Here is a 12,176-nt window from a genome sequence, read left to right on the forward strand (position 1 = left end):
AGTGGCTCAGTCACCATGACAGGCTACGATGCGCCGCTGGGAGAAGGTCGCAACGGCACGCGCGCGCTCAGACGAACAGGGCGGCCGCCGCGCGGGCGGTGTAGACCACCTCGTCGAGGTCGTCGCCCGAGACGTTCACGTGCCCGACCTTGCGGCCCGGACGCGGGTCCTTGCCGTAGGTGTGGATCTTCGCATCCGGGTACTCCTGCATCGCGGGCGCGAAGCGGTCGGCCAGCGAGCCCTCGGCCGGTCCGCCGAGGATGTTGATCATCACCGTCCACGGCTGACGCGGATCGATGCGCCCGAGAGGCAGATCGGCGACCGCACGCAGGTGCTGCTCGAACTGCCCCGTGGTGGCGCCGTCCTGGCTCCAGTGCCCGCTGTTGTGCGGACGCATCGCCAGCTCGTTCACGAGGAGGCGATCGTCGTCGGTCTCGAACAGCTCGACGGCGAGCATCCCCGTCACACCGATGCCGTCGGCGATCCGGCGGCCCATCTGCTCGGCCAGAGCGATCACGCGGTCGGTGGTGCCCGGCGCCGGTGCGATGACCTCGGCGCACACGCCGTCGCGCTGCACGGTCTCCACGACCGGGTACGCGGCCATCTCCCCGCCGGGCCGGCGGGCGATCTGCTGGGCGAGCTCGCGGCGGAACGAGACCAGCTCCTCCGCGAGAAGAGCCCCGCCGTCGGCGGAGGCGAACCAGTCGGCTGCCTCGGCGCCTGAGCGCACGACCCGCACGCCCTTGCCGTCATAGCCGCCGCGCGGCGTCTTCACGACCGCTCCCCCGCCGTGCTCGTCGATGAACCGCTGCAGCTCGCCGGCGTCGTGCACCGCCGCCCACTCCGGCTGCGGCACGTCGAGCTCGGCCAGACGCGCTCGCATGACCAGCTTGTCCTGCGCGTACTGCAGGGCGTCAGGGCCCGGATGCACCTGCGTGCCGTCGGCGACGAGCGCGCGCAGCACCTCCTGCGGGACGTGCTCGTGATCGAAGGTGATGACATCGACGTCGCGCGCGAACGCCCGCACCGTCTCGAGGTCGCGGTAGTCGCCGACGGCGGTCGCAGCCAGCTGCGCCGACATCCCCTCGTCTTCGGCGAGCACCCGGATGTCGAGCCCGATCTCGACCGCCGGAGCGATCATCATCCGAGCCAGCTGTCCTCCGCCGATCACACCCACGCGCACGGTCATGCAGCGCCCCTTTCGTCGCCTCCATTCTCGCGCACTCCGTCGCGGCCGGAAGACGATCGAGGCTCAGTACCCCCGGCTCGCGGTCTGCGCGTCGCGGTGGGCGAGGATCTGATTCACCTCGACCTGATCGGCGAGCACCTCGTGCACAAGGCTCGCCATGGGCACGTTCACCAGCCGCACCGGCTCATCGGAGCCGTTGCTCAGCGTGATCGTCCCCGCACCCCACATCCGCTGCAGCGGACCGCGGCGGATGCTGATCGAGTAGCCGCGTATGTGCGACAGCTCGCGGCGGCGGCGTGAGCCGAGCCCGTCGCGCACGATGACCCGGCGGGTGGTGATCGTGAAGGTGCGCGAGATCCAGAACAGGAACGGCATCACCACGAGCAGCAGCACGACGATGCCCGCCGCGGCGAGCAGCATCCAGTTCTCGAACGGGGCGGGCAGGTTGTCGTAGAGGTAGCCGGTGGCGCCGGCGGTGGCGATCAGCAGCGCAGCCGGCCAGAACAGCCGGCGGGCCTGGCTGCGCAGACGCGCCACGAGCAGCTCTTCGGCGGGCGCACCCGGCGGCGGCATGTTCGGCCTGCCTCCGAGGGTCACGGGCTGGGTCACCCCTCCATTGTGCCTGCGGCGGCGCGGGTACGCGGAAGGCCCGCCGGGCGCGTCGGCTCAGGCGAGTCGGGCGTGCACGACATCGCCGGATGCCACGGCGTGCTCGGCCCCGTCGACGTCGACCACCAGGCATCCGTCGTGCTGCAGGCGCACGGCGCGGCCGCGCAGCGTCTCGCCGTGCGGCAGGGTCACCTCGACGTCACGGCCGAGGGTGAGACAGCGCCTCTCGGCGTCGCGGTGGAGTCCGGATGCGATGGCGCCGACCCGGGCCAGCTCGGCGACCCGGTCGCGCAGGGAGGTCAGATAGTCCGAGAGCAGGCGGTTGATGTCGGCCTCCGCCCCGAGCGCGGCGAACGACGTGGCCGTCGGCACGGGCAGCTGGTCGGTCGTCATGGCCGTGTTCACGCCGCTGCCCATGATCACGCCGTGCGGGGTGACCTCGGCGAGGATGCCGCAGATCTTGCGCCCGTCGACGAGCACGTCGTTGGGCCACTTCAGCCCCACGTCGTGCGCCGGCAGCTGCGCTGCCACGGCATCCGTCATCGCCACTCCCGCCGCCAACGGCAGCCAGCCCCACGCGTCGCCGTCGGCGGGCAGATCGCGCAGCAGCACCGACACGGCGAGCGCAGCGCCCGGTGGTGTCGTCCAGGTTCGATCCAGCCGCCCGCGGCCGGCGGTCTGCGAGTCGGTGACGACCACGGCGAGATGCCCGAGCCGCTCGTCGGCGAGCCGCTCGTCGGCGAGCCGCTCGCGCATCTCGGCGTTGGTCGAGCCGCACGAGTCGAGCACGATGAGCGGGTCGGCGAGCGCATGCGCGCGGGGCAGCCGCATCAGATGTCGCCGCCGGAATCGGTGCCGGATGCCGCGGGGCCGACCTCCCGCGCGTGCCAGTCGTCCCATTTCTGCATGAGCTGCTCGATCGCGCCGTGGAACTTCGCGGTGGCGGCGCCCGGGGTGGTGTCGCCGAAGTAGTGCTGCACCCAGTGGCGCAGCCGCGCGACGGCCTCGTCGTCGGCGGCGACCCGCTCGACCTCCTCGACGATGCGCCCGGCGCCGTCGACGGTGAGCCACTCGCACGCCGACAGGTACCCGGTGGTGTCGATCGAGGCGCGCTCGTCGGCCGGGCGCGTGATCAGCAGCGGCTTGCCCGCGGCGAGCCGGTCGTACACCATCGCCGAGATGTCGACCACGGCGACGTCGGCGGCCGCCAGCTGCCAGCCGAGCTCGGGGCCGTCGTCGTGCACGTGCTGCGCGCGGGGGTCGGCGGCGTTGGCCTGCTCGATCGCGGCGAGGATGCGGCGGTGCGCCGCGCCGTACTCGTCGTCCACGACGCCGCTGCGGGGATGCGGACGGTAGATCACCCGGTGGCGCCCCGTGGCGAGCAGCCGGGTGACCAGCATCTCGCCGTGCGACGAGATCGAGCCGTAGTGCGCCGAAGGGCGATCGCCCTCCCAGGTCGGCGCGTACAGCACGACCATGCGCTCGTCAGGGGTGTACGGCAGGGTTCCGGAGTAGTGATCGGCCTGCGGCCGGCCGATCTCGATCGTGCGCGTGTCGAGGTCGTAGTCCCACAGGGTGCGGCTGAGCCGGTCGCGGGCTGCTTGACCGGCGATCAGGGCGTAGTCGTACGCCTTGTACTGGTTCGTGGTCATGTACATCTTGTCGGACTCGCCGTGGTTGATGAACACGTGCCAGCGGCGGCCGTAGCGGAACATCTGGAAGTTGCGGGTGTTCTGGTTCACGTACAGCACGACGCGGATGTCCTGCTCGGCGATGAACCGCTCGAGGTCGCGCACCGTGGGCACGAAGGCGACCGGAGGGGCGTCCTCGGCGATCAGTCGCTCTGCGCCGGTCGCGCTGCGGGCGAGCACGACGACGGGCCACCGCTTCGCGAGCTCGGCGAGCGGGCGGTACCACTGACGCATCTGGTACATGTTGACCGCGCCGTCGGCGAAGTACACCGCGACGCGGTAGTGACCGTGCGGGTGGGGGCCCTGTGCGATGAGGCGGCGCCTCACCCGCTGCACGGCCGATCGGGAGGTCAGCGCCTTCTGCAGCAGTCGATACGCCTTCTTGCCGTCTGAGACCACACCCATCCCTCCAGGATACCGGCGGTAGCGACCGCCCTCAGGAGTCGGGATGCCCGGCGGCGGCGTCCCAGAGCCGATCGATCGCGGCTTCGAAGCGCGCGGTCGCGGCTCCCGGCGACGTGTCGCCGAAGTAGCGCGTCGACCAGCGTCCGAGACGCTCGATCGCCTCCGCGTCGACGCGCACGCGCTCGATCTCGGCCACCGCCTCGGTGCGCGCGGCGGTGGCGCTCAGCCACTCGCAGGCCGACAGGTAGCCGCTCTCGTCGATCTCCGCCTCCGCGCTCACCGGGCGGGTCACGAGCAGCGGCCGCCCGGTGGCGAGGCGGTCGTAGATCATCGCCGAGACATCCAGCACGGCGACGTCTGCGACGGAGAGCTGCCAGCCGATGTCGGGGCCGTGGTCGTGCACGTGGTGCGCGGCGGGATCGGCGGCGTTCGCCTCGGCCAGCATCGCGATGATCCGCTCGTTCGCGGCGCGGTACTCGGCATCCATCACCCCGGTGCGCGGATGCGGACGGTAGATCACCCGGTGCCGGCCGGTGGCCAGCAGGGCCTCGACCAGGGAGACGCCGTGCGTGCGCACGGACCCGTACGCCATCGACGCCCGGTCACCCTCCCAGGTCGGCGCGTACAGCACCACCGTGCGCTCATCGGGCGTGAACGGCACGTCACCGGCGAAGTGGTCGGCCTGCGGCCGGCCGATCATGCTCGTGCGCGCGTCGACGTCGTACTCCCACAGCGCGTCGAGCAGTCGGTCGCGCGCGGCCTGCCCGGCGATGAACGCGTGGTCGTACGCCTTGTACTGATTGCTGCTCATGTAGACCTTGTCGGACTCGCCGTGGTTGATGAACACGTGGATGCGCCGGCCATAGCGGAACATCTGGAAATTGCGCGTGTTCTGATTCACGTAGAGCACGATGCGGATGTCCTGCTCGGCGAGGAACGCCTCGAGGTCGGTGACCTCGGGCACGAAGGCCACCGGCAGCGCGTCGTCGCGCAGCAGCGCCTCCGCCCCGCGCGCAGAGCGCGAGAGCACGACGACGGGGTGCCGGTCGGCGAGGCGCTGCAGGGGGCGGTACCACTGACGGATCTGGTACATGTTCACCTCGGTGTCGGCGAAGTACACCGCGATGCGGAAGTGACCGGCCGGCAGGGCGGGTCTGATGGCGAGCGCCTCCCGCACGTTCCGCCGCGCCTGGCGCAGCCGCATCTCACGCCGCACCAGCCGGACGGCCTTCTTCGCATCTCGGAGAACGTCCATCCCGGGACGCTATCGAGGCAACCTCCGAATCGTCCGTGCTGACCCGCCGAAGGCGCATGACATGATCGACACGTGCAGGATGACGACAGGATCACCTCCGCCGGCGTCTCGTTCGTGATGCCGGTTCTGAACGAGCGCGACTACCTCGAGCACGCCGTGCGCTCGGTGCTCGAGCAGGACATCGACGGTCCTGCCGAGCTCGTGCTGGCGCTGGGACCGTCCAGTGACGGCACGACGGAGCTGGCCAGACGCCTCGCCGACGACGACCCGCGGATCATCCTGGTCGACAATCCCGCAGCGCACATCCCCGTCGGCCTGAACGCCGCGATCCGCGCCAGCCGGCACCCCACGATCATCCGCGTCGACGCGCATTCCGAACTGTCTCCCGGCTACGCCCGCCGCGCCCTCGAGACGCTGCAGCGCACGGGCGCCGCGAACGTGGGCGGGATCATGCGCGCCGACGGGCGCACCCCGTTCCAGCGAGCCGTCGCGCGGCTGTACAACTCCCCCGTCGGGCTCGGCGGCGGGGCGTACCACGGCAGCGAGCACGAGGGCGAGGCCGAGTCGGCGTACCTCGGCGTGATGCGTCGAGACGTGATCGAGCAGGTCGGCCTGTTCGACGAGACGATCCGCCGCGGCGAGGACTGGGAGCTGAACCTGCGGATCCGGCAGGCGGGTCACCTGGTGTGGTTCGACCCCGCCTTGTCGGTCACGTACTGGCCGCGCGAGAGCTGGTCGCGGCTGGCCCGGCAGTTCCGTGCCACGGGCGCGTGGCGGGGCGAGCTGGTGCGCCGCTTCGGGCGGCGCAACGGACTGCGCTTCTTCGCGCCGCCCGTTCTGGTCGTCGTGACCGCGATGGCGGTGCTCATCGGCATCCTGCAGCTGCTCGGGGTGCTGCGCGGCGTCGCCGCGGTGGTCGCGTCGGTGATCTACCTGCCGCTCATCGCGTACGCCCTGCTGGTCATCGGCGTCGGCCTCGTGAGCCCCGGCGGCATGCGCCAGCGACTGTGGACGATGGCCGTGCTGCCGACCATGCACCTCTCGTGGGGGCTCGGCTTCATCGGTGGCGCGCTGCGCGGTGCCGGCGACACGGTCGACGCGTCGCGGCTGGGATCGCGGAACACGCCGCTGCCGTAGCTGTCGGGTGGGGCGCGGGCCCTTCGGCAGGCTCAGGGACCCATGTGGGGTCGGGTGTCAGGGGTGGGGCGCGGCCCTTCGACAGGCTCAGGGACCCAGGAGGTCAGGCGGTGAGCCATCCCTGGTCGAGGATGCGCGACACGACGCGATCCGCGGCCTGGCCGTCGTCGCGCCGGTTGAACTGCGCACGCCACGCGGCGTAGCGCTCACGGTAGGCCTCGGGCACCTCCGGCTCGTCGAGCGCACGCACCAGCTCGTCCTGACTGTGCACGAGCGGCCCCGGGGCGCGCTCGGCGAGGTCGAAGTAGAACCCGCGCAGCTCACCGCGGTAGTGCTGCAGGTCGGGCACGAGGAAGAACATCGGCCGGCCGGTGACGCTGAAGTCGAACATCACCGACGAGTAGTCGGTGACGAGCACATCGGCGATGAGCAGCAGCCGGGCCGTCTCGGGGTATCCCGTGACGTCGATGACCCTGGCGCCGGTGTGGTCGCGCCCCGGCTGGATGGTGCGCGAGTGCCCGCGCACCAGCACGACCGAGTCGGTCTGCTCGGCCAGCAGCTGCGGGTCGACGAAGTCCACCATCTCGGAGCGGTCGTCGCGCCAGGTGGGTGCGTAGAGGATGACGCGCTCGTCGGCGCCGATGCCCAGGGCCTCGCGGACGGGAGCCGGGTCTGCGTTCACGAGCACGTCGTTGCGCGGGTAGCCCTCGACCCAGATCGGCTTGCCGAAGAACGCGTACGCCTTCTTCAGGATGCGTGCCGCGTACGGGTTCTGCGCGAGCAGCACATCCCACCGGCGGGATTCCTTGATGACCGCCGCCATGCGTCGCGGGTCGAAGCCGGGCCGGTGCAGCGCGAGGCGTTTGAGGGGCGTGCCGTGCCAGGTCTGCAGCACGATCTGCCCCGGCTTGCGCACGAACCGGCGCCGCAGCCAGTCGTTGACGACGAGGATGCGGGACTCGGCGCGGGCCCGCCACCAGTCCGGGCCACCCTCGACGACAGGCACCGCGCCCTCTGGCACCTCCACCGACAGGTCGGTGACGCTCCAGTACCTGGTCACCGCCGGTGCGCGCTCGGCGAGCACGCGGTCGATCGCGCGCGGATTGCACCCGGCGGTCTGGCCGTAGAAGCTCTCGAAGAAGACCGCGTTCTCACCGGCGCCGATCTGCGACGCGTACCGCTGCTCGAGCGTGCGCTGCCCCTCCGGGGTCTCGTAGATGGGAGCGATGGGCGCCGCGATCACGGCATCCGGTCCGTGCACCTCGATGCGCAGACCCGGCAGCAGGGTGGGCTCGATCTCGACGCCGTCGACGTCGACGCCCTCCACCGTCAGCCGGTACGCTCCGGCGGGCAGCGGCAGCGCTGCTCCGCCCCAGCGCGAGGTCTGCAGCGGCAGGGTCGCCTTCCACGTCTTGCCGCCGCCGGTGATCCGGGCGGCGACACGGGCTCGCGGCCCGACGAGCCAGGCGGATGCCGGGCGGGCGCCGGTTCCCGAGATGATGAGCGTCTGCGTCTGCTCATCGATGCGAGCCGTGGTCATCGTGCTCCCTTCGGCGCGGGTATGCCGCGCGCGCGGATGGCCTGGTACACGCGACGGGCGTTCCGCCCGTCGCGATGCGCGTGCATGTGCGCACTGAGTTCGGCCGAGCGCGCCGAGCGCTCCGCCCTGACCGCGTCGTCCGAGAGCACGGCGTCGAGCTGCTCGAGAGCGGCCGGCCAGTCGGCGGCGTGATCGTCTCCGGCGACGTCGGAGTACCGGCCGTAGAAGCCGCGCTCACGGGCGTACTGCTCGGCATCCGGGGCCAGGTACACGACCGGCATCGCCAGCAGACCCACGTCGTAGGCCATCGACGAGTAATCGGTGATGAGCACGTCCACCCGCGGCAGCGCCGGTGTGACATCGACGAGCAGGTCGGAGTTCAGCATCCGCACCCGTCCGCTCGACCACGGCGGCGCGTACGCGCCGGCGCCGAGCGGATGCGACCGGATGAACAGGATGGCGTCGTGCTTCTCGAGCAGCCGGACGATCTCGAGCCACTGCGCGGCGCTGGGCACCGCAGGGTCAGGGGCGCCGTCGCGCCAGGTCGGCGCGTACAGCAGCACGCGCTGACCGGTGAGAACCGGACCGGTGCGGGTGAGCAGCGTGGTGGCGGTGGCGCGCCGCTGCGCGTCGGAGCCTTGCGAGAGCACGTCGACACGCGGCTCGCCGGTGACGACGACCCGGTCGTCGCCGAGCCCGAAGGCCGATTCCAGCCGGCCGCGCGAGCGATGGGATGCGGCGGGCAGCACCTGGATGCGCTGCGCCGCGCCGCGGTACATCGCCGTCAGCAGCCGGCGCAGCACAGCGGCGCCGGGGATTCCCGGGGGAACCTGCGCGGTGACCGGCGAGTCGAGCCCGATGCGCTTGAGCGGGATGCCGTGCCAGAGCTGCACGACGAACGCGTCGCTGCTGCCGTATCTGTTCACGTCTCCGAGCCCGTGTGTGACGACGATGACGCCCGCGCGGATCGTCGCCCACCAGCCGCGGATGCCGTCGCGCGGGACGGTGCGGATGCCCAGGGCTCTGGCGCCATCGGCATCCCGCGCGGAGCGCGCGAGCCACAGCAGGCGGTGCCCCTCGCCGGCCGCGACGCGGTACAGCGCGAGGGCTCCGTCGCCGACGCCGGCTCCGCAGCCGAACACCCATCTGTCGCCGCGCGGGATCAGCAGCGCTGCGATGCGTCCCGCGGCATACAGCGGCATCACGAGCAGCTTCGCCGCGTTGCCGGAGCCGAATGAGAAGGACGCCACCTCGCGAGCCTATCGCGGGGCGGCGTCCTTCTCGGGGAGTCGGCTGGCAGGGCTCAGAGCTTGAGCTCGCCCAGCGTCACCTTCGCCTCGTAGGTCTTGCCGGAGCGGACGTAGCTCAGCGTCGCGTCGCTGCCGGCGGCCGCGGCGCGCACCTGAGCGGTGAGGTCGCTGGCACTGGAGATCGGCACGCCGTTGAACCGGGTGACGACGTCTCCGCGCTGCAGTCCGGCCGCCTCCGCCGCACCGCCCGGCGTCGGGGTGTCGATCACGGCGCCGGCGACGGACGCGTCCTTCACACTCGACGCGTTGCGCACGGTGGCGCCCAGCAGACCGTGGGTGGCTGCGCCGTCGGCGATGATCTCGTCGGCGACCCGCTTGGCGATGTTCGACGGGATCGCGAAGCCGAGGCCGATGGAACCGGCCTCACTCGACGACGACGAGCCGCCGGCCGTGGCGATCGCGACGTTGATGCCGATCAGGCTTCCCTTGCTGTCGACGAGCGCACCACCCGAGTTGCCGGGGTTGATGGCCGCGTCGGTCTGGATCACGGAGATCGAGATCGACTGCTTCGCCTGCTGCTGGCCCAGGCCGGGGATGTCGAACTGGAACGGGTTGCCGCTGCCACCCTGCTCGCCTTCGCTGTCGGGCTGCGACGAGCTGTCGGGAAGCGCCGACGAGGCGACCTCGATGCTGCGGTTCAGTGCGCTGACGATTCCGGTGGTGACCGAGTTCGACAGGCCGAGCGGGGCGCCCACCGCGACGGCGGTGTCGCCGACGTTGAGCTTGCTCGAATCGGCCATCTCGATCGGCGTGAGGTCCTTCGCACCGTCGAGTTTGATGACGGCGAGGTCGTACACCGGGTCGGTGCCGACGACGCTCGCCTGGAAGATGCGACCGTCGGAGGTGGTGACGCGGATCGTCGGGTCGGCGGCCGCGCCGCCGAGGGTGACCACGTGCGTGTTGGTCAGCACGTGGCCCTCCTTGTCGAGGATCACCCCGGATCCGCTGCCCGACTCGTTCGAACCCGCGACCTCGATCGTGACCACCGACGGCAGCACCTCGGTGGCGATGGCCGTGGTCTCGTTGACCGAGCCGGGGTTGTTGACGGTGACGCTCTGCGGCCCGCTCGCAGACTCCGATGCGGGCCGGTCGAACACGGCCGTGCCGATGGCGCTGCCGCCGAACCCGGCGACCCCGCCGACGAGCGCCGCGGCGATGATGAGGCCGGCGACCTTCACCGGTGCGCCGCCCTTCCTCTGCCCGGGATCGTGCGATCCGGTCTGTGCGGTCGGCGCGGCGACCAGCGTCGGATCGAGGCTGAGCGTCGGCTGCTCGGAGGGCGACGGCGATCCCGTCGGGTGCGGTGGCAGGGGCATCCCGGGCTGGGAGGCGCCGTACGCAGTGCCGGCCGGCTGGGCGGCGCCGTACGGAGCGGCGCCCGGGTGGGCGGCGCCGGGCTGCGGCTGGGCGGCGTGCCCGAAGCTTCCGCCGGGCTGAGGCGGCGTGCCGTACGGCGCACCCGACTGCGGCGACGCGGGGGCCTGCCACCGCGCCTGGTCGGAGCCGAAGTGCGAGGGTACGTGCTGCCCCGGCGTCGACGACGACGGGGTCTGAGCCGAGGCCTCGGGGTTCGAGGGCTGGTCCGGGGTGCTGTTGTCGTTCATCTTCTGCTCCTTCTCCAATGCCCTATCAGAGTGACAACCGAGTCTGTGCGTTTCGTATGCCGCCGATGACATTCGCCTATGGTCTTAGCCTGTTCTGCATGGATGTCATATCAGGAGCATGGCGCCGCACTGCCGCGGGCGCCGGTCTGCTCTCCCCCGACGGACGGGTCGCCCCCACCATCTTCGCCGAGATGTCGGCCGCCGCGGTGAGAACCGGGTCGGTGAATCTCGGCCAGGGATTCCCCGACGAAGACGGTCCGCCGCAGGTGCTGGAGGCGGCGAGGGATGCCATCGCGCACGGCGCGAATCAGTATCCGCCCGGCCGGGGCATCCCGGATCTGCTCGCCGCGGTCAGCGAGCATCAGCGCCGCTTCTACGGACTCGAGGTCGATCCCGACACCGAGATCCTCGTGACCGCGGGTGCGACCGAGGCGCTGACCGCCACCCTGCTCGCGCTCATCGATGGCCCCGACGACGAGGTCGTCGTCTTCGAGCCGTACTACGACTCGTACGCGGCCGCCGTGGCGCTGGCGGGTGCGCGGCTGCGCACCGTCGCGCTGCGCCGCCCCGACTTCCAGCCCGACCTCGACGAACTGGGCGCGGTGGTGAACGACCGCACCCGGATGATCCTCGTCAACGATCCGCATAATCCCACCGGTGCGGTGTTCACGCCCGAGGTGCGGGCCGAGGTCGTGCGCCTGGCCGCGCAGCACGACGCGGTTATCGTCACCGACGAGGTGTACGAGCATCTGTCGTTCCACGCGCCTCACGTGCCGATCGCCACGCTGCCCGGCGCCGCCGAGCGCACCCTCACGATCTCATCGGCGGGCAAGACGTTCTCGACCACGGGGTGGAAGATCGGCTGGGTGCACGGACCGGCCGCTCTCATCACCGCGGTGCTGACCGTCAAGCAGTTCCTCACCTATGTCAACGGATCCGCATTCCAGCCCGCGATCGCGGTGGGGCTGCGACTGCCCGATGCCTACTTCGACGAGGCGGCGGCCACGATGCTGCGCAAGCACGAGCTGCTCGGCGACGCGCTGCGCACCGCCGGCTTCGACGTGTTCGCCCCGCAGGGCGGCTACTTCACCGTCGCGGATGCCACGACGCTGGGCGGTGCGGACGCCGCAGCGTTCTGTCGCGCCCTGCCGGAGCGGGCGGGGGTCGCGGCGATCCCGATCAGCGCGTTCGTCGCGCCGGAGAGCCACAGGCACTACGCGGGTCTGGTGCGCTTCGCCGCGTGCAAGCGCGTCGACGTGATCGAGGAGGCCGGCCGCCGGCTGTCCGCCCTGCGCTGACGGCGCGGGCCCCGCCGGCCGTGCCGCCCCGCCCGTGCCGCCCGGCCCGTGCCGCCACGGGCGCCGCGGGCCGATACGTTCCGGGGGCCGACACTCCAGATGTCGGACGCTTCACGCGGATCGGTCCGACATCTGGAG

At 71.6% G+C, this 12,176-nt stretch carries 10 protein-coding genes; 2 read left to right on the forward strand and 8 right to left on the reverse strand.

All coding sequences use genetic code 11. The annotated features are described in order from the left end of the window. Positions 1 to 67: 67 nt before the first annotated feature. The 5 genes from ACWGSM_RS03520 to ACWGSM_RS03540 all read right to left on the reverse strand — a co-directional run bounded on the left by ACWGSM_RS03520 (position 68) and on the right by ACWGSM_RS03540 (position 5,149). Positions 68 to 1,189 (reverse strand): 5-(carboxyamino)imidazole ribonucleotide synthase, encoded by a 1,122-nt coding sequence (locus ACWGSM_RS03520; protein ID WP_452321575.1) that lies wholly within the window; start codon positions 1,187 to 1,189, stop codon positions 68 to 70. 63 nt (positions 1,190 to 1,252) lie between these two features. After that, complete coding sequence (locus ACWGSM_RS03525) at positions 1,253 to 1,798, reverse strand: PH domain-containing protein (RefSeq protein WP_452321576.1); 546 nt, start codon at positions 1,796 to 1,798, stop codon at positions 1,253 to 1,255. Positions 1,799 to 1,855: 57 nt separating this feature from the next. Beyond that, positions 1,856 to 2,629: a biotin--[acetyl-CoA-carboxylase] ligase gene (locus ACWGSM_RS03530; RefSeq protein WP_452321577.1), complete on the reverse strand. Its 774-nt coding sequence runs from the start codon at positions 2,627 to 2,629 to the stop codon at positions 1,856 to 1,858. Then, entirely contained in the window at positions 2,629 to 3,894 is a 1,266-nt protein-coding gene (locus ACWGSM_RS03535) for a CDP-glycerol glycerophosphotransferase family protein (RefSeq protein ID WP_452321578.1), read from the reverse strand. Before ACWGSM_RS03535 ends, ACWGSM_RS03530 begins: the two co-directional genes overlap by 1 nt. Before the next feature lie 31 nt (positions 3,895 to 3,925). Beyond that, positions 3,926 to 5,149, reverse strand: coding sequence for a hypothetical protein (locus ACWGSM_RS03540; RefSeq protein WP_452321579.1), 1,224 nt, complete (start codon positions 5,147 to 5,149; stop codon positions 3,926 to 3,928). A 117-nt stretch (positions 5,150 to 5,266) separates the two neighbouring features. Between ACWGSM_RS03540 and ACWGSM_RS03545 the strand changes: the two genes are divergently transcribed. Beyond that, positions 5,267 to 6,286 (forward strand): glycosyltransferase family 2 protein, encoded by a 1,020-nt coding sequence (locus ACWGSM_RS03545; RefSeq protein ID WP_452321597.1) that lies wholly within the window; start codon positions 5,267 to 5,269, stop codon positions 6,284 to 6,286. A gap of 103 nt (positions 6,287 to 6,389) precedes the next feature. On the opposite strand, the gene ACWGSM_RS03550 is transcribed toward ACWGSM_RS03545, so the two are convergent. Genes ACWGSM_RS03550 through ACWGSM_RS03560 form a run of 3 tightly spaced genes read right to left on the reverse strand, consistent with a single transcriptional unit; the run spans position 6,390 to position 10,740 of the window. Then, on the reverse strand, positions 6,390 to 7,826 hold the full coding sequence (locus ACWGSM_RS03550; RefSeq protein ID WP_452321580.1) for a CDP-glycerol glycerophosphotransferase family protein: 1,437 nt from the start codon (positions 7,824 to 7,826) through the stop codon (positions 6,390 to 6,392). After that, entirely contained in the window at positions 7,823 to 9,076 is a 1,254-nt protein-coding gene (locus ACWGSM_RS03555; protein WP_452321581.1) for a CDP-glycerol glycerophosphotransferase family protein, read from the reverse strand. The genes ACWGSM_RS03550 and ACWGSM_RS03555 overlap by 4 nt, the downstream gene beginning before the upstream one ends. Positions 9,077 to 9,129: 53 nt before the next feature. Then, positions 9,130 to 10,740 (reverse strand): trypsin-like peptidase domain-containing protein, encoded by a 1,611-nt coding sequence (locus tag ACWGSM_RS03560; RefSeq protein ID WP_452321582.1) that lies wholly within the window; start codon positions 10,738 to 10,740, stop codon positions 9,130 to 9,132. Between the two features lie 98 nt (positions 10,741 to 10,838). Between ACWGSM_RS03560 and ACWGSM_RS03565 the strand changes: the two genes are divergently transcribed. Next, positions 10,839 to 12,038, forward strand: a complete 1,200-nt coding sequence (locus ACWGSM_RS03565; protein ID WP_452321583.1) for an aminotransferase class I/II-fold pyridoxal phosphate-dependent enzyme — start codon at positions 10,839 to 10,841, stop codon at positions 12,036 to 12,038. Positions 12,039 to 12,176: the final 138 nt, after the last annotated feature.

The organism is Microbacterium sp. NPDC055521 (assembly GCF_053619695.1).

Coding starts and splice junctions, on each gene's coding strand:
- ACWGSM_RS03520 (WP_452321575.1), bottom strand. CDS start 1,189: ATGACCGTGCGCGTGGGTGTGATCGGCGGAGGACAGCTGGCTCGGATG.
- ACWGSM_RS03540 (WP_452321579.1), bottom strand. CDS start 5,149: ATGGACGTTCTCCGAGATGCGAAGAAGGCCGTCCGGCTGGTGCGGCGT.
- ACWGSM_RS03560 (WP_452321582.1), bottom strand. CDS start 10,740: ATGAACGACAACAGCACCCCGGACCAGCCCTCGAACCCCGAGGCCTCG.
- ACWGSM_RS03530 (WP_452321577.1), bottom strand. CDS start 2,629: ATGCGGCTGCCCCGCGCGCATGCGCTCGCCGACCCGCTCATCGTGCTC.
- ACWGSM_RS03565 (WP_452321583.1), top strand. CDS start 10,839: ATGGATGTCATATCAGGAGCATGGCGCCGCACTGCCGCGGGCGCCGGT.
- ACWGSM_RS03550 (WP_452321580.1), bottom strand. CDS start 7,826: ATGACCACGGCTCGCATCGATGAGCAGACGCAGACGCTCATCATCTCG.
- ACWGSM_RS03535 (WP_452321578.1), bottom strand. CDS start 3,894: ATGGGTGTGGTCTCAGACGGCAAGAAGGCGTATCGACTGCTGCAGAAG.
- ACWGSM_RS03545 (WP_452321597.1), top strand. CDS start 5,267: ATGCCGGTTCTGAACGAGCGCGACTACCTCGAGCACGCCGTGCGCTCG.